15 protein-coding genes are annotated in these 16,453 nt (G+C 67.2%); 6 read left to right on the top strand and 9 right to left on the bottom strand.

Translation table 11 applies throughout. The features are described 5' to 3' along the window. Positions 1-53: 53 nt before the first annotated feature. The gene (locus tag CCK87_RS12425) at positions 54-1,601 is read right to left on the bottom strand and encodes a carboxylesterase/lipase family protein (RefSeq protein WP_086461713.1); all 1,548 of its coding nucleotides are present in this window, start codon (positions 1,599-1,601) and stop codon (positions 54-56) included. A 132-nt stretch (positions 1,602-1,733) separates the two neighbouring features. Between CCK87_RS12425 and CCK87_RS12420 the strand changes: the two genes are divergently transcribed. Continuing rightward, positions 1,734-3,764 carry a phosphatase PAP2 family protein gene (locus tag CCK87_RS12420; RefSeq protein ID WP_086461712.1) on the top strand — a complete coding sequence of 677 codons (2,031 nt, stop codon included), beginning with the start codon at positions 1,734-1,736 and terminating at the stop codon, positions 3,762-3,764. On the opposite strand, the gene CCK87_RS12415 is transcribed toward CCK87_RS12420, so the two are convergent. Continuing rightward, positions 3,751-4,416 (bottom strand): hypothetical protein, encoded by a 666-nt coding sequence (locus CCK87_RS12415; protein ID WP_086461711.1) that lies wholly within the window; start codon positions 4,414-4,416, stop codon positions 3,751-3,753. The two genes, CCK87_RS12420 and CCK87_RS12415, sit on opposite strands and share 14 nt — an antisense overlap. An 84-nt stretch (positions 4,417-4,500) precedes the next feature. Here CCK87_RS12415 and CCK87_RS12410 point away from each other — a divergent pair, with 84 nt between their 5' ends. The 5 genes from CCK87_RS12410 to CCK87_RS18305 are packed head-to-tail and all read left to right on the top strand — an operon-like array spanning position 4,501 to position 10,228. Beyond that, positions 4,501-6,093 carry a phenylacetate--CoA ligase family protein gene (locus tag CCK87_RS12410; protein ID WP_140162838.1) on the top strand — a complete coding sequence of 531 codons (1,593 nt, stop codon included), beginning with the start codon at positions 4,501-4,503 and terminating at the stop codon, positions 6,091-6,093. Positions 6,094-6,106: 13 nt separating this feature from the next. Beyond that, on the top strand, positions 6,107-6,964 hold the full coding sequence (locus tag CCK87_RS12405; protein WP_086461709.1) for a hypothetical protein: 858 nt from the start codon (positions 6,107-6,109) through the stop codon (positions 6,962-6,964). Next, positions 6,961-8,109, top strand: a complete 1,149-nt coding sequence (locus CCK87_RS12400) for a hypothetical protein (RefSeq protein WP_086461708.1) — start codon at positions 6,961-6,963, stop codon at positions 8,107-8,109. Before CCK87_RS12405 ends, CCK87_RS12400 begins: the two co-directional genes overlap by 4 nt. Further along, positions 8,106-9,242 carry a hypothetical protein gene (locus tag CCK87_RS18310; protein ID WP_170927271.1) on the top strand — a complete coding sequence of 379 codons (1,137 nt, stop codon included), beginning with the start codon at positions 8,106-8,108 and terminating at the stop codon, positions 9,240-9,242. Before CCK87_RS12400 ends, CCK87_RS18310 begins: the two co-directional genes overlap by 4 nt. Then, positions 9,239-10,228 (top strand): alpha/beta hydrolase, encoded by a 990-nt coding sequence (locus CCK87_RS18305; protein ID WP_170927270.1) that lies wholly within the window; start codon positions 9,239-9,241, stop codon positions 10,226-10,228. Before CCK87_RS18310 ends, CCK87_RS18305 begins: the two co-directional genes overlap by 4 nt. Positions 10,229-10,647: 419 nt before the next feature. Here the strand turns inward: CCK87_RS18305 and CCK87_RS12390 are convergent, their stop codons facing one another. The 7 genes from CCK87_RS12390 to CCK87_RS12360 form a co-directional block, all read right to left on the bottom strand. Continuing rightward, positions 10,648-11,031, bottom strand: coding sequence for a DUF779 domain-containing protein (locus tag CCK87_RS12390; RefSeq protein ID WP_086461706.1), 384 nt, complete (start codon positions 11,029-11,031; stop codon positions 10,648-10,650). A 19-nt stretch (positions 11,032-11,050) separates the two neighbouring features. After that, positions 11,051-12,574, bottom strand: a complete 1,524-nt coding sequence (locus CCK87_RS12385) for an aldehyde dehydrogenase family protein (RefSeq protein ID WP_085484717.1) — start codon at positions 12,572-12,574, stop codon at positions 11,051-11,053. Between the two features lie 88 nt (positions 12,575-12,662). Next, positions 12,663-13,925: a GAF domain-containing protein gene (locus tag CCK87_RS12380; protein WP_086461705.1), complete on the bottom strand. Its 1,263-nt coding sequence runs from the start codon at positions 13,923-13,925 to the stop codon at positions 12,663-12,665. Between the two features lie 88 nt (positions 13,926-14,013). Next, positions 14,014-14,499, bottom strand: a complete 486-nt coding sequence (locus CCK87_RS12375; protein ID WP_086461704.1) for an 8-oxo-dGTP diphosphatase — start codon at positions 14,497-14,499, stop codon at positions 14,014-14,016. A gap of 34 nt (positions 14,500-14,533) precedes the next feature. Further along, a complete protein-coding gene (locus tag CCK87_RS12370) occupies positions 14,534-15,064 on the bottom strand; it encodes an amino-acid N-acetyltransferase (protein WP_249273875.1) in 531 nt (176 codons plus the stop codon). Between the two features lie 9 nt (positions 15,065-15,073). Then, positions 15,074-15,778: a nicotinamide riboside transporter PnuC gene (pnuC, locus tag CCK87_RS12365; protein WP_086461703.1), complete on the bottom strand. Its 705-nt coding sequence runs from the start codon at positions 15,776-15,778 to the stop codon at positions 15,074-15,076. Between the two features lie 79 nt (positions 15,779-15,857). Next, a complete protein-coding gene (locus tag CCK87_RS12360) occupies positions 15,858-16,370 on the bottom strand; it encodes a hypothetical protein (RefSeq protein WP_140162837.1) in 513 nt (170 codons plus the stop codon). Positions 16,371-16,453 lie beyond the last annotated feature (83 nt).

Here is a 16,453-nt window from a genome sequence, read left to right as displayed (position 1 = left end):
GTACCTCACGCAGCTACTCGATCAGCGCAGGAGAGTTCTGCGCGAACACGTCGTCACACGTGCGGCACGAACTCCTGCCAGGCCACGCGGCGCGCGCTTCGAGGGTCGTTCTCCACCCGGTCGGTCGCGTCGAAGATCATGGTCGCTCGCGTGTCCTCGTCGTATTCCGGCCAGCCGGCCACCTGCCCGCTGCGGGCGAAGTCGATCCAGTGCCGTCGCATCCGGTCGCCCGTGCGCATGAACGCACGCCGCCCACCCAGTGCACCCATCGCCCGGCCGAACCAGCCGTTCATGCGGTCGAACAGGGCGAAGAGCTCGAGCCCGTGCGTGGCATCGAATCCGAGCTGCCGAACGAGCCGCGGCGCGATGTCGAAGCGGTAGAAGTGCACCGGCGCGTAGCGCGAGTGCCGTTCGGCCACCTTCACGGTGGGGTACCAGAAGGCGTAGTCTCCGGCGAAGTCGGCGGCGGGGCGCTTGTCGGGCAGACCCGGGTACTCGGCCTTGATCGCCTTGCGCGCCTTCTTCTTGGTGCGCGAGAAGATGGCGCGGATGCGGGGCGGCGTCGTCGCGAGGATGTCGAGGCGCCCCGTGAACAGCGAGCCCTCGCGGTCGTTCGTTCCGATGATGAGGGGGATGCGCGCGGCTCGGCCGTGCTTGAAGGCGTCGAGCGGGCGCTCCGGAAGAAAGTCGCCGTCGATCACGGGGCACAGCGCGATGGTTCCCGGGTCGCGATCGGGGGCCAGCAGGGTGAGCGAGACGGCGGCTTCGACCAGATCGGATGCGTCAGCGCGGACGAGCAGCTCGCCCGCATCGTCGACAGACGTGGTCTCGACGCCGCCCGGCTCGATGCGATCGGCGAGGAAGGCCACGAACTCATCGGCCCAACGATGCGTCTGCTCCGGGGGATAGATGGCGTTGGTGGGCGCGCTCTGGGCGATCGCTTTGGCGAAGAGTCCGTGCGCGGCGGGCGTCGCCATCAGAGTGGTGACAGCATTGCCGCCCGCGGACTCGCCGAACACGGTGACATTGTTCGGGTCACCGCCGAAGGCCGCGATGTTGTCCCGCACCCATTCGAGGGCCGCGACCTGGTCGCGCAGGCCGAGGTTCGAGTCGAAGGGGCGCTCGGGAGTGGAGAAGCGGGTGAAGTCGAGATATCCCAGCGCGCTGAGGCGGTAGTTGATGCTCACATAGACGATTCCGCCATCTCGCACGAGGGCCTCGCCGTTGCGCGGGTACTCTGCGCTGGAGCCCACCGCGTAGGCACCGCCATGAATGAAGAGCATCACGGGCAGTGCACCGCCGACCGAGCCGGCAGGCCGGAGCACATTGAGCGTCAGGCAGTCCTCACTCATGGCCTGCTTCTTCGACGCACCGACGAAGTGTCCTTGCAACGACTGCCAGGGCACCGGGCCGTACTCCGATGCGTCGCGCACGCCATCCCAGGGCGCCGGCGGTCGCGGAGCCCGCAGTCGGAGGTCGCCGACGGGCGCCTTCGCATACGGCAGATTGCGCCACGCCTCGATGCCTCGTTCGCGAACGCCGCGCGCGATTCCCTGGGCGACCCGCACGTCGAGATTCTGTGACACGTTTCGCTCGACCATGCCCCGATGCTAGACGTGCCAGATGAACGCGCGAGTTGTTAACCCGCGGTCTCCATCGCCTTAACCCCGGTCGGATTCACTGATCCAGACTCGTGTGCTGGCACGGGCACCGACTTTCTGGAGCATGACCCGATGAACGCACCGTCTCCCGCCCGCCGAACCCGTCGCATCCGCATCGCCGTTGCCGCGGCCCTCGCTGCGACCGTCGCCTGCGGCGTCGCGGCCCCCGCCCAGGCCGCGCCGGGCGACTCGATCGTGGCGCAACCGGATGCCTGGGGCCGGTTCTACGTCGATGCGGCGGCCAGCAACACCACAGCCAACACCACCCCGCAGAGCAACGTCGCGATCGGTCTGCTCTCGCCGATGCTCGACTACTGGACGCCCGACGCGAACCCGACGGCGCAGTTCGACGCGAACGGCAAGTTCATCCCCTCGAGCGTGGGCACTATCAAGAACCAGGCTGTGCTCGACGCGAACATCGCCACGGCTGCGGGCATCACGCAGTCGCGCACCGCCGAGCAGTCGACCGAGGCCTATCTGATCGATCGTCGGAACCAGAACTACTCGGCCATCGACGGACTGGGGCCCTACGCCGACACCTTCCGAGCGGGCAGCAACGCGGGAACGACGATCCCCGACCAGATCCCGTCCGACGCCACCAGCGTGAAGTACGACGACGCGGGCAACTCGAACGGGGCTTGGGCAGACTCCGGCACGACCTACGGCCCCATGGTCGACCTGGTCAATCAGTTCCGCAACAGCTCGGCGTCGACGAACCCGGCGAAGGCTTTCTACAACTACGCCCGCCCCTTCCGCTGGAGCGACAGCGTCGAGGTCCTGCCCACGCTCGTTCCCGCAGAGAAGACGGATGCCGAGTGGCAGTCCGACGGCGGCTACCCCAGCGGTCACACCAACGCGGGCTACCTGGCCAGCTACGCCCTCGCTTACGCCGCGCCCGAGCGGTTCCAGCAGATCTTGACCAGCGCATCCGAGATCGGCAACAGCCGCATCGTTGCCGGCATGCACTCCCCCGGAGACGTGATCGGCGGCCGCATCATGTCGACCGCCGTCGCCGCGGCCGCCCTCAACCAGCCCGGCAATGCCGCTCTCAAGCAGAGTGCACGAGCGAACGCGGCTACCCTGTTCGCCACAGCCCCGTCGGGCAGCGACGCGTTCGCCGACCGCGCCAGCAACGAGGAGCTCTACGAACAACGTCTCACCTACGGGTTGCCCCGGGTGGGCGACACCACGAAGTCGGCTGTCGTGCCGAAGGGTGCCGAGGTGCTGCTCGAGACCAGGCAGCCCTATCTCACCGCAGACCAGCGCCGCTGGGTACTCCAGTCCACCGCGCTGCCTTCCGGCTACGCGCTCCTCGACGACTCCGAAGGGTGGGGCCGTCTGAACCTCTTCGCCGCCGCTGACGGCTACAGCGCCTTCTCTACCGACGTCACCGTCGATATGAACGCGGCTGATGGCGGCTTCAGTAGTACCGACAGCTGGCGCAACGACATCGACGGCGCGGGTTCGTTGACCAAGCAGGGAACGGGCGCGCTGACACTCACCGGCAACAACTCGTACGGGGGCGGCACGGTCGTCGAGGCGGGCCAGCTGTCGGCCACCTCGCCGACCGCGTTCGGCACCGGCCCGATCAGCGTTGCCGGCGGCATCCTGTCGGAGACCTCGACTGCCCCGGTCGTCGTCGGCGGCAACCTCGCGGTGCTCTCGGGCGCCGAGGTGGATCTGAGCATCGACTCGTCGGCACCCGCCGTGCAGATCGCGGGCGACCTGACCGTGGCAGGAACCGTGAAGACCGCCTTCACCGACGGCTTCACTCCTGCCGACGACCAGGTGATTGTCACCTATGCGGGCTCCGCGTCGAACATCGACCTCACGTCATTCAGCTTCGACGGCTTGCCCGCCGGCTACACGCCGAGCGTCGTGCTTCGCGACGGCGCCGTGCATCTGCTGAATCGCACACCCGCCGCGGAAGTCGCAGTCGACCCGGGCAACGCCGCCGGGAAGAGCACCCTCGCGGCCACCGGAGCGACACTGCCCCCGATCGCTCCCCTCGGTGCGCTCGGCATGCTGCTGGCCGGCGGCGCACTCATTGCCGCGCGGTCCCGAGCCCGCAGAAGCTGGGCGATCTCGACTATCCGAGAATGAACTGCTTGCTCACGGCCGACGCGAAGCCGCCGATCGACACATCGAGGTGGTACGACGCGCCTCCCGCGGGAACCTGCGGCCGGTCGGTCGACGAGCACGTGTCGGCCGTGGAGCGGGTGCGGTCCCACGCGAACGGAGTCGACGCGAGCGTGGCGCCGGCCTCGATCACCGTGGGCATGTCTGTAGGGGAAGCCTGGCAGTCGGTCGACACCCAGTACTGCTCTTCGCCGCTTCTGATCGTGTAGACCTGCTGCGCCGTGCCCACGTTGACCGAGCACGCCGTGCTGCCCGTGTTCGTCATGCTGAGCGACAGCTGCGGAGTGACCCCCGCGGCGTAGGTGTCGGCATCGGTCACCGGGGTCACGACGATACTCGCGGCATCGCACGCGGGCGTCGAACCGTCTGCGGGAGGTGCGGCGTCGACATTCTGCGGCTCACCGGCCCCGGCCGGCGGCGCAGTCGTCTGCGGGGCTGCCGTCGTCGCGGCCGGCGGCGGGGTGTCCGAACTTCCGACGGGAGAAGACGAGCCGGGCCGCACGATGATGAGCACGATGATGGCGATGACAGCGAGAAGACCCGCGAGCACGATCACGCGCCGGCGCCAGTAGACCTTGCTCGGTTCCGGTCCGACGGGATTTTTGATCGTCGACATGACCCTAGGCTACGAGCTTGATGCTCCTGACACCCGCATTGGCGCGGCTGTAGGGTGAATTACCTCTCCGACGGAAGGACTCCTGTGGCCCGGCCCCAACGAACGAGTGTGCTGCGCCAGACCGCGCTGCGGATCGCGACGGCGCTCGTCACCGCGACGTATGCGGTCTATCGACTTCATCCGGCACTCTGGCGCTTCACTGCCAGGCACTACCACCCGTCGATGGAGCGCTTCGCACGACTCAACGCGTGGATGGTCTGCCAGCAGGCCTACCTCGACGTGCCGGCCTACAAGAACTACCTCGACGAAGAGAAGTTCTCGTTCCGCTGGTGGCAGCTCACCAACTATCGGCCGACATCCAAAACCGATTATGTGAACCGATACCCCGAGGCCCAGCGTTGCTGGAACGGGGAGATCGTCACCGTCGGCACCGTCGTCGACGAATCGAGCGGTTCGAGCGGCAAGCCCTACAACTGGATGCGCTCCAAGCGCGAGCTCGATACCGTGCATAAGAACGTGGCCGGCTACATCACGCTGCTGTTCGGCACGAAGAAGCTCTTCTGCATCAACGCCTTCTCCATGGGTGCGTGGGCGACGGGGACCAACACCGGCCTCGCCATGTCGAAGATCGCGATGGTCAAGAACACCGGCCCCGACATCGACAAGATCGTCGACACCCTCAAGCACTTCGGCCCCGGCTACGTCTACCTCATCAGCGCCTACCCGCCCTTTCTCAAGCACCTGCGCGATCGTCTCGACTCCGAGGGATTCGATTGGGACGCCTACAACCTCAACGGCTTCGTGGGCGGCGAAGCGCTGACCGAAGGACTGCGCGACTACCTCGAAGACCGTTTCACCCGGGTCTACTCCGGCTACGGCGCATCCGACCTGACCATCGGCATGTCGGGCGAGAGCGACCTCTCGGTGTGGCTGCGACGAGCACTGGTCGCCAACGAGCCCTTCAGACGCGACGTGCTGGGCGAGAGCGAACAGCGCACCCCGATGATCTTCCAGTACAACCCGCTCGAGACCTACCTCGAGACCACCGAAGACAACGAGCTCCTGGTCACACTCAACTCCATGGCCATCATGAGTCCGAAGCTGCGCTACAACATCGGCGATGAGGCGAAGATCATCACGTTCCCCGAGATGCAGGCCTACGCCGAGAAGTATCCGCGCCTCGGCTTCGCCTTCGAACGAGCATTCTCGACCCAGCGCATGAAGCTGCCGTTCGTGCTGCTCTTCGGCCGCAAGGACTCGACGATCTCGTACATGGGCGCCAACATCTACCCGCTCGACGTCGAGAACGGCCTCTACCTCGACAACCCGCACGCCAAAGAGATCGAGTCGTTCAAGCTGAGCCTGCTCGACATCGGCAACCTCGAGCAGCGACCGGTCATCCACCTGCAGCTGCGCGAGGGCGTGACCCTCGACAACGCCGAGACAGACGATCTGAAGACCCGGTCGGCCGCCGGCGTCCTCACCCACCTGGCATCCGTCTCCCGCGACATCGCGCAGTCGCTCGAAGAGGATCCGACGGCCAGCGACGTCCGCATCGAGGTGCACTCGTTCGGCTCCGGGGTCTTCGAGGGCGGCCCGCGCAAGATCAAGAACGTCTACCTCGTCGATGAGGCCGACCGCGGCGGAGTGCCCGACCCCGCCCCGACGGCGCGATGACGGGAGCCGCCTGATGCGCTCCACCGACTTCTCGCTCGCGCCGCCGCAGGGCCGGGCGCGCGCCATGGTCGTCGTCGAGCGCAGCTTCGACTCGGCGGCGGATGCGCGGCGCGCCCGCGGGGCTCGCCGCGATCTGGCGACCCACTTCGCCGACTCCCCCGGCTTTCTCTGGCAGAAGAGCTACGGCCGACCACCACGCACGCTCGGAGTCGCCTCCTACTTCTCGACTCGTGACGAACTCGACCACGCCCTCGTCACCGCGCCCGCGCGCCTGGAACCATGGCTGAGACTGGGCGACGCGCATCCGACCGGTCGTATTCTCGAGGCCGAGCCATCCGGATACACGAATGGAGTCTGGCGCGCCGAGGACGGTCGCATGGGCCACATCGAGCGGTTCACCCCCACCTCGGTCGAGGCGGGCCGTGGGGCCGAGCCGCCCCGGGTCGATGCCGCATCCACCGAACGCCCGTCGGGACAGGGCCCCACGAAGCCGCGAGAGTCGAAGCGCCCGGCGAGGCCCATCGCCGACGCGCAAGCCATGTTCGTCGGCGCGACGAAATACACCGGCCCGGCAGCACTCATCGCGCTCGCACGCATCTACTATCCGATGATCGCTCGCATGATGACGATGCGCGGCTACATCTGGTTCACGACCTACTACGAGTTCCCCTTCACCCTCGGCACGCTGGCGTTCTTCGAGCGACGAGACGACCTTCTCGCGTTCGCGCGCATGCCTGGCCACAGGCACCTCATGCAGTGGATCACCAAGGACACGCGCAACGGAACGGGCGGATACATCCGCTTGCACGTGGCTCCCGAGGCCACCGCACCTCTCGATGCGTCTCTGGATGTCACGGGGCCGGGCTCGTGAGGGTCGAGACGGTCGCCGACGACGCAGCCTTTCGCGAGTTCGTCGAGCTGCCGAGCCGGCTCTGGCCTCACGACCTCGCCGTGCCCCTTCTCGAGTCGACCATCCGCGCGTGGTATCGCGGCACGAGCGCGCATCCGGAGCCCGTGCGGCTCGTGGTCGTGCGCGACGACGATGGCCGTGTCGTCGGGCGCTCGACCGTTCACACAGACGCGCGACTCGACGAGAAGTTCGGAGTCACGTCGCAACTGTTCGGCGCCACGGACTTCGCGAGCGCCGAGGTGGCATCGGCGCTGTTCGAGCACCTCGACCAGACGGCGCGGGCGGCGGGCAAGCAGCAACTCCTCGGCCCGGTCTCGCTGCTGCCCAACCAGTCGGCCGGCGTCATCACCTCGGGCTTCGACGAGCGCGGTTTCGTCGACTCGGCATGGAACCCCGCGTGGGTTCCCGGCGTCTACGAGTCGGCGGGATTCGTGCGGACGCAGGAGGCGCAGACGTGGAGCGTCGACGTCGGCGCCGTCGAGGCTACCGCCCCGACGTCGGCAGAGCTCGCCGCGGCCGGTATCCGACTCGAATACGGCGACAAGTCGAAGACCGACACACTGATTCCCGAGCTGCTCGCCGTGCTGAACGATGCGTTCGAGCAGCTGCCGTACTACACGCGCATCACCCCGGCTGAGATGACAGCGGCGACCGACGGCCTGTCCTTCCTGCTCGACGAGAAGCTGCTGCTCCTGGCCCGCGACGACCGTTCCGGCAAGGGGGTCGCATTCATCCTGGTGCTTCCCGATATCTCTCCCTTCGTGCAGAAGGTGCGGGGTCGGCTCACTCCCCTGCGCCAGCTCGAGCTGCTCCTGACTCGCGGACGTTACCGCCGCGAGGCCATCCTCATCATTCAGGGCACCGAGCCCGACCGACAGGGCCGCGGCATCCTCACACTGCTCAGCCGCCAGCTGCAGGTGAACCTCGCCGAGGGCGGCTACCGGCGGCTGCGCACCACCACCGTGGGCCTCGACAACGCCGGTTCGGCACGACAGTTCTCGCGCTTCGGTGGCCGGCCTCTGCACGGCTCGACGCTCTACCGTCGGCCCGCGTCGTCCGCATCCATGACCTCGACACCGACCCGACCCGACGAAGGAATCGCATGACCGCAGACACGCCCTCCTCCGAGCTGCTGAACGAGCTGATCCTGCTGGCCAGCCGGTCGCCCTCGCCCCACAACACCCAACCCTGGTCGCCGCGCATCGCCGATGGAGCGATCGAGGTCTCCATCGTTCCCGGGCGTACACTGCCCGCTGGCGATCCCACGTTCCGAGACGTGATCATGTCGCTGGGCGCCTGGATCGAGAGCTGCGCGATCGGGGCCGCCGAGAAGGGGTACGCCGTCGACGTCGAGGTCCTTCCCGCACTCTCCGAGCTCGACTCGCTGCCGGTCGCGGGGCCTGCGGATGCCACCCGCCCCGTGTTCCGGATCACCGTGTCGCCCTCGGACGCGCCGGCGAACTCGGCGGGCCCTCCTCCGTTCACTGCCGACGACGTGCGGGCGAGATGCGTGTACCGAGGCAAGCTCGAGGGCAAGCCCGACGTGTTCGCGTACATCGAATCGCTGCAGCTGCCGCCGTGGCTGCAGGTGCGCTCGCTCGACGACGGAGCGATGAAGCAGCTCAGCACGCTCGGCATCGCCTTCACAGCGTCGCGCGCCACCGTGGCGAACGAGCTGCTGCACTGGCTGCGTCTCGACCCGCGGCATCCGCGTTATCACCGCGACGGCATGACCGACGCGATGCTGGTCATGCCGAGGCCGCTCGCCCGGATCGCGGCGCCGTTCACACGAAAGGCCCGGCTCCGAGATCCGCTCGTCGCCGTGGCCGGTCCCCTGGCCCGGTTCCTCGAGGGTCTCGGACGAGATGCCACCCTTCCGCCCGCTCTGACCGACGAAGCGGGGGCGCCGACGCACCACGTACTCGTGGCGAACTCGCGCGCGGCCGGCATCGACGACATCCTGAGTGTCACCGAGGCGATGGACAGCCGGATCGGCGTCACCGAACCGCACGCTCTCGAGGCAGGACGTATCCTTCAACGCCTCTGGCTGCACGCGCATCGTCAAGGCCTCGCCATCTCGCCGCACTCCGAGCTCATAGATTCGCCCGCGGCTCACGGTGCGCTGCGCAAGCGGCTCGGCCTCGCCCGCAGCGACGTCGCGCTCTCCGTCTTCAGCGCGGGCGTGCCGCAGACCCAGCACGTTCCCCGCTCACCCCGGCTGACAGACCTCGCGCGGTGACGCCCACTCCGATCCCCGCTCGCGTGCGCGCGTGGGGCTGGTTCATGGACAGGTTCCGCTCCATGCACATCGCCACGATGAGTCCCACCGACATCGAGCACAACCAGACGATGCGCGCCATCCCCGCACCGGTGAGGCGCGTGGTCTTCGGGGCGAGAGACAGCCGTGTCGAGGTGCGCGATCTGTCGATTGCGACCTCGCACGGGCCGCTCGCGTTGCGCGTCTACCGGCCCCGCGACGCACGGACGGGCGCCTCCGACCTGCCCATCGCCGTCTACTTCCACGGCGGCGGGTGGACGCTCTTCGGCGGGCTCGATGTCTGCGATTGGCTCCCTTCGCGGGTCGCTGCAGAACTCGGCGCCGTGGTCGTGGCCGTCGACTACCGACTCGCGCCGCAGCATCCATACCCCGCGGCCGTCGACGACTGCATCGCCGCGGTCTCCTGGGCCTCGGAGCACGCCGAGGAGTTCGGCGCATCGCCAGCGCGGCTCGCCGTCTTCGGCGACAGCGCGGGCGGCAACCTGTCGGCGGTCATGGCGCTGCGTGCGCGGGACTCGGGTGGTCCGCCCATCCGAGCCCAGGGGCTGATCTACCCGGTCACCGACACCACGCTCGATGACGAATCGATGCACGAGAACGCGCGCAAGCCCGTTCTGCACCGCGCCGACATGGATGCCTTCTTCCGCTACTACCTGGGCGCCTCACGCGAGCACGGGGCCGACGACGACCCGTCGGTGTCGCCTGTGCGGGCGTCGTCGCTCGCCGACTTGCCGCCTGCGCTCGTGCAGGTGTCGGCTCACGACGTGCTGCGCGACCAGGCGCTGGCCTATGCGGCGCGGCTCTCGACCGAGGGAACGCCTGTCGAGGTGAAGACCTACGCCGAGGCGCCCCACGGCTGGGTGACCTACCCGGGCATCATGCGGGTGTCGCGCCGCGCATCCGCCGACCTGGTCGACTTTCTGCGCCGCGCGCTCGCCGTAGACTGACCGCGCGAGCGCCCGCCACCACAACGGGCGGAGCTCAGCACATCCGACCCGAATACGGCGTCGGATGCGCCGAACTCCGCCCATTCGGGTGCGAATACCTCGAATCCCGAGCCGAGATGGCAGAACGGGTGGAGATACCGACCATCCGAGCTCCCATGACGCTCGGACACCCGAAATCTCCGCCCGACAGGACGGCCGAAGCACCCCGGGTCGCGTCGGATGGCAGGCATGAGAGTTTGTCGATGCAGAACGGGAGGAGATTCGTGCATCCGACCCGAATAGGCCATCGGATGCGCGGATTTCCTCCCGTTTCGCCGGCGATGTCGCCGCCAAGCCCGTAGGGCGGCGTTTTCGGGCGGAGATACCGACCATCCGAGCTCCTATGACGCTCGGATAGGCAGAATCTCCGCCCGACAGGCCTAAGCCCGCGCCTCGACCCCGTACTCTTCGAGCTCACCGTCGGTCAGCAGCCTCGAGCGGATCATGAAGCGCTTGCCCTCCGGCGCCTCGACCGAGAAACCGCTTCCCCGCCCATCGACGAGGTCGACCGTGAGGTGCGTGTACTTCCAGTACTCGTACTGGCTGGCCGACATGTAGAACTCGATCGGGTCGAGGCCCTCGATCTCGAGGGTCTGCAGCAGCACGTCCGAGCCGCCGGTGCGGAACATGCCGACCGGATAGCACATGGGGCTCGACCCGTCGCAGCATCCGCCCGACTGATGGAACATCAGCGGGCCATACGTGGTGGTCAGGTGCCGCAGCATGTCGGCTGCGGCACCCGTCACCTCGACGCGCGGGCTCATGAGCGCATCGAACGAGGCATCAGAAGAATCCCTGCGCCTTGTTCGCGTAGCTCACCAGCAGGTTCTTGGTCTGCTGGTAGTGATCGAGCATCATGCGGTGGTTCTCACGCCCGATGCCCGACTGCTTGTAGCCGCCGAACGCCGCGTGGGCCGGGTACTGGTGGTAGGTGTTCGACCACACCCGCCCGGCCTGGATGGCGCGGCCCGCGCGATACAGCTGCGTTCCGCTGCGGCTCCACACTCCGGCTCCCAGGCCATAGAGCGTGTCGTTCGCGATCTCGATCGCCTCGTCGTAGCCGTTGAACTTGGTCAGCGCCAGCACGGGGCCGAAGATCTCCTCCTGGAAGATGCGCATCGAGTTGTCGCCCTCGAACACGGTCGGCTGCACGTAGTAGCCGCCGCTCAGTTCGCCTCCGAGGTCGCTGCGCTCGCCGCCGATGAGGAGTTTCGCGCCCTCCTGCTTGCCGATGTCCATGTAGCTGAGGATCTTCTCGAGCTGATCGTTCGACGCCTGCGCGCCGATCATCGTGTCGGTATCGAGCGGGTTGCCCTGCTTGACCAGCTTGACCCGCTCGAGAGCGTCACCGACGAAGCCGTCGTAGATCGACGCATCCACCAGGGCGCGCGAGGGGCAAGTGCACACCTCGCCCTGGTTGAGCGCGAAGAAGGTGAAGCCCTCGAGAGCCGAGTCGTAGAACGAATCCTTCTCGTCGGCCACGTCGGCGAAGAAGACGTTCGGGCTCTTGCCTCCGAGTTCGAGCGTCACGGGGATCAGGTTCTCGCTGGCGTACTGCATGATGAGTCGGCCGGTGGTCGTCTCGCCCGTGAACGCGATCTTGCGGATGCGCGGGTGCGACGCGAGCGGGGCGCCCGCCTCGATGCCGAACCCGTTCACGATGTTGAGCACACCGGCGGGCAGCAGGTCCTTCACGAGATCGAGCCACACGTGGATCGACGCGGGAGTCTGCTCGGCCGGCTTCAGGACGATGCAGTTTCCGGCCGCGAGCGCGGGAGCCAGTTTCCACACGGCCATCAGAATGGGGAAGTTCCACGGGATGATCTGGCCCACGACACCGAGCGGCTCATGGAAGTGATACGCGACCGTGTCGTTGTTGAGCTCGGAGATGCCACCCTCCTGCGCGCGGATGGCGCCAGCGAAGTACCGGAAGTGATCGATGGCCAGCGGGATGTCGGCGTTCAGCGTCTCCCTCACGGGCTTGCCGTTCTCCCACGTCTCGGCCACGGCGAGCAACTCGAGGTTCTCCTCCATGCGGTCGGCGATCTTGTTGAGAATCACCGCTCGCTCAGCGACAGAGGTCTTGCCCCAGGCGTCGAAAGCCTTCCAGCCGGCGTCGACCGCCCGGTCGATGTCCTCGGCCGTGCCGCGGGCGATCTCGGTGAAGTTCTGACCGGTGACCGGGGTCGGGTTCTCGAAGTACTGTCCCTTGGCCGGCGCGACGTATTCGCCTCCGATGAAGTGGTCGTAGCGCGGCTTGTAAGAGAAGACGGCCCCGTCTGTTCCGGGGTTCGCGTAGACAGTCATGCGTGTGTGCCTTTCGACGTCGTTGTCGGATGCCTGTGGTTCAGACTCCGTCGACGTTACGCCCCGCGACGTTGCAGACGGTTGCGACTCAGGATGCGGTCAGCGCCTCGAGATGGGCGACGATTCCGGCCCGGCGAGGCGACCGCGGCGGCAGCAGTCTGAGGAGTGCCGCCCACACCTCCGCGTCGTCGACGGCATCGGCGGTTCGGGCGTACTCAAGCAGAACATCGACGGATGCGTCGGTGAGCACGGACTCTCTCAACCGCGCTCGCACCTCGTCACGCACCGCCTCGATTCCCGGTGCAGCCGAGCCGGGAAGCACCGCGCCCGCGGCCGTGGCGAGGGCCACTCTGTGCGCGCCGCGATCGAGCAGGGCGATCACGTGCTGCGCATCCAATTCGAGCGCCTTCGTGAGCCGGTACGGCCGCGACTCCAGCCCGAGGTCGCATCGGGCCTTGTCGAGCACCTTGCGCAGCCGCACCATCTCCGCACGCAGAGTGACGGCCGACTCGCCCTCGGTGTAGACGAGGTCGGCCAGCTGACCCGCGGTGAGTCCTTGACGGTGCCATGCCAGCAGCGTCAACAGCTCTGTGTGTCGAGCGCTCAGCTCGACCGTCGAACCGCCGCTCGTCAGCTCTCCCGTGTCGCGGCCGAGAACACGAAGCACCGCCCGATCCGTGCGGGTGACACCGGATGCCGGTCGGCGCCGCGCAGGCCTCGTCACGGCCCCGATGCGGTCGCGCTGCGCCCTGAGGCGCTGCACCATCAGCTCGGACTCCACGGCGGCCGCCGTCGCCTCCATCAGCGGAAGAGTGTGCGGATCGACCGCCTGCGCACCGCCGGTGATGTCGATCATGCCGAGGATGCGCCGGGTCTCGGGATCGTGCACGGGCACCGCGGTGCAACTCCACTCGTGCGCGAGGCGGTTGAAGTGCTCGCCTCCCGAGATCTGCACGGCGTGATCGAGTTCGAGTGCTGTGCCCGGCGCGGACGTTCCCACGCGGCTCTCCGACCACCCCGCTCCCTCGACGAACAGCATGCCCTCGGCCCTGCGCCTCAACGCGCGGTCACCGTCGACCCACAGAAGGCGACCCATCGCATCCCCCACCGCCACGAGCATCCCCGAGTCGTCGTCGGCGTCTCGCACGAGGAGCCGGCGGATCACCGGCAGCACCGAGGCGAGCGGATGCGCGAGTCGGTAGTCGCCGAGTTCGTCTTCGGCGACCTCGAGCGAGGCGAGCAGCAAGTCCGGATCGAGATGACGCTCGAGAGCTCGATTCCAGGAGGCTCGGACCAGAGGTCGGGGAGCTGTCGGCGCAACCTGAGGTTGCGCGAGCCATGGACTCGTCATAAGAGGTGCCAATCAACGCTGATCGAACGACAATCGAGAGCCCGGCTGCGCGGCATCCGGCCTCACCGTCGAGAATACCCGTTTCGTGTCACGGGGCGTCGAACGACGAGTGGGAGACAGTCTTCAGGTCTTCGCCGAACGTGAAGCTCGCGTGCACCCTCTCTCCAGCAAGAACCTGAGGCAGCCAATACTTGGCGTCGTCCCACATTCCATCGAGCGGCAGATCGGTGACGTCGTACCAGGCGGGAACCACCTCGTCGGATTCCACCGGGGTTCCCGAGAACGTATCGACGACGAAGACCGTCGAGTCTTGGCTCCAGTTCTCGCGGTGCGGGAAGGCGTAGTGGATGAAGCCCACCTCGCTCACCGCCGCGGGATCGACGACCAGACTCGACTCCTCTTCGATCTCGCGCACGATCGCCTGGAGGGCGGTCTCCCCTGGCTCGATCTTTCCACCGAGGCCCACGATATTGCCGAGCCCCAGCCCTGTCTTCTTGCGCCCGAGCAGCACCTGCCGCACTCCGGCTTCATCTCGTCGAGTGATGAAGCAGACGCAGACCTGATACGGAGACATTGCAGCAGGCTACCCGCCGCATATGTTCGGGATGTTACGAGGTGAGGCGCTTGAGCATCCGGGTATTGCCGAGCGTGTTCTGCTTGACGCGGGCCAGATCGAGGAACTCGGCGACGCCGTCGTCGGGTGAGCGAACCAGCTCGGAGTAGACGTCGGGATCGACGAGACCGAGCGGCGAGGCCACGAATCCGTTGCGCTCGAAGAAGCCGACCTCGAAGGTGAGGCAGAAAAGCCGTGTGAGGCCGAGACGGCGCGCTTCGAGTTCGATCGCCTCGAGCAAGGCGTGGCCCACACCCTTGCCGAGCCACGCGTCGGCCACGGCGAGGGTGCGGACCTCTCCGAGGTCGTCCCAGAACACGTGCAAGGCGCCGCAGCCGATGCGGTTGCCGTCGTCGTCGAGGGCGATGTAGAACTCCTGCACAGCCTCGTAGAAGACGACGAGCTCCTTGCCCAGGAGGATTCGTCGCTGAACGAGGGGCTCCACGAGCTCCTTGATCCACGGCACATCACTCGTCTGCGCGCGCCGCACCGTGAAGGTGGGGGCGGGCTTCATCACGTCGGGCATCGAACCAGCCTATTGCCAGTTCGAGCCATCGGTGCGCACGGTGGGATCGGGAAAGCGTGTCTCGATCGTGAGGCTCTCGCGCCGACGGATGCGGGCCCAGATGATGAACCCCACGATGGTGAAGGCGCCGTAGAACACGTACATAAACGCCGAGGCGTAGTAGCCGGCCGACACCAGAAGAGGCACGCCGACCACGTCGACGGCGACCCAGATCAGCCAGAACTCCACCCACCCCTTCGCCATGCCATACGTGGCGAGCAGCGAGCCGACGAAGATCCACGCGTCAGCCCAGACGGGCTCGTACGATCCGAGCAGCTGGAACAAGGGCGTCACGATCGCCGTGCCGCCCACGAGCGCCAACACGAGCCAGATCCTGTTCTTCCACCCGGCCCACTGCGGACTCACCGCCGCCCCACCGTCGTGCTTAGCCTGCTGCCAACGCACCCACCCGTAGATCGAGACGACGATGAACATCACCTGCCGTCCGGCCTGGCCGAGCAGATTCACCGGGTTGGGGGTACCGAAGACGGCGCCGAGGAAGACGGTGAACAAAAGGGCGTTGCCCACGATGCCGACCGGCCATGCCCAGACCTTGCGACGCATCCCGCCCAGCGCGCTGAGAAGCCCGAACACGTTGCCGAGAACCTCACGCCACAGGATCGTTTGATCGCCGATGTGCAGCTGTGCGTTGAACAGCCAGTTCAGAACATCCACGGTGCGCCTTCTCTCTCAGACCGGTGGGCCACAGCGACACAACGCCGGAGGCATGCCGGCCATTCCCTGTCGACGACGTTCAGCCATGTCGCGTCTGCCGCCTCCACGCGCGGAATCCCTTCGGATTGAGAGTCGAATCGGCGGGAAGCTCCAGAGCGCTGATCGGTTCGCCCGCATCCAGAAGCAGGCCGACGCTCGCGAAGTGGGCCAGGCAGTGTTCGATACCGTCGACGACGTCACTGTGGGTCTCGAGACCGCTGACTGCCGAGACGGTGAGCCAGGTCTCCGGATGCTCGGTGTCGGCCGCCTCCGACGGCACCACCTGTGCGACGGCGAAACCGTGCACGACGAGCGCACGGGCACGGGCGGGGAGAAGGAACCGCGCGGCGTCCGCCAGAACCGAGCCGCTGAGCCAGAACTCGCGAGCCGCCGAGCCGATCTCCAACTGGATCGTCGACTCGTCGATCGCCAGGGGCGGGTGGAACCCTCGGGCGCCGAACACCCCCGCGACCGCACTGAGAACCTCGGGTGGATGCCCGCGCAGAAGAATCCGACGAGCGGGGTAGTAGTGCAACTGCACACGGCTTGGCATGCGCCCAGTGTAGGGACTTGCCGAGTTGCGTCTTAAGCACGGAATGCCGCGTTCCGATTCCCGTGTTCGGGATTCGGAACGCG

Origin of the sequence: Agreia sp. VKM Ac-1783 (assembly GCF_900177765.1) — a bacterium.
In the GTDB taxonomy this organism is placed as follows: domain Bacteria; phylum Actinomycetota; class Actinomycetes; order Actinomycetales; family Microbacteriaceae; genus Agreia.
The sequence above is the reverse complement of the archived record's forward strand: the minus strand, read 5'-3'. Positions and strand labels throughout refer to the sequence as shown.

Excerpts from the sequence above, each read along its gene's own strand:
- CCK87_RS12425 (WP_086461713.1), bottom strand. The coding sequence starts at position 1,601 with ATGGTCGAGCGAAACGTGTCACAGAATCTCGACGTGCGGGTCGCCCAG.
- CCK87_RS12420 (WP_086461712.1), top strand. The coding sequence starts at position 1,734 with ATGAACGCACCGTCTCCCGCCCGCCGAACCCGTCGCATCCGCATCGCC.
- CCK87_RS12415 (WP_086461711.1), bottom strand. The coding sequence starts at position 4,416 with ATGTCGACGATCAAAAATCCCGTCGGACCGGAACCGAGCAAGGTCTAC.
- CCK87_RS12405 (WP_086461709.1), top strand. The coding sequence starts at position 6,107 with ATGCGCTCCACCGACTTCTCGCTCGCGCCGCCGCAGGGCCGGGCGCGC.
- CCK87_RS18310 (WP_170927271.1), top strand. The coding sequence starts at position 8,106 with ATGACCGCAGACACGCCCTCCTCCGAGCTGCTGAACGAGCTGATCCTG.
- CCK87_RS12390 (WP_086461706.1), bottom strand. The coding sequence starts at position 11,031 with ATGAGCCCGCGCGTCGAGGTGACGGGTGCCGCAGCCGACATGCTGCGG.
- CCK87_RS12385 (WP_085484717.1), bottom strand. The coding sequence starts at position 12,574 with ATGACTGTCTACGCGAACCCCGGAACAGACGGGGCCGTCTTCTCTTAC.
- CCK87_RS12380 (WP_086461705.1), bottom strand. The coding sequence starts at position 13,925 with ATGACGAGTCCATGGCTCGCGCAACCTCAGGTTGCGCCGACAGCTCCC.
- CCK87_RS12375 (WP_086461704.1), bottom strand. The coding sequence starts at position 14,499 with ATGTCTCCGTATCAGGTCTGCGTCTGCTTCATCACTCGACGAGATGAA.
- CCK87_RS12370 (WP_249273875.1), bottom strand. The coding sequence starts at position 15,064 with ATGCCCGACGTGATGAAGCCCGCCCCCACCTTCACGGTGCGGCGCGCG.
- CCK87_RS12360 (WP_140162837.1), bottom strand. The coding sequence starts at position 16,370 with ATGCCAAGCCGTGTGCAGTTGCACTACTACCCCGCTCGTCGGATTCTT.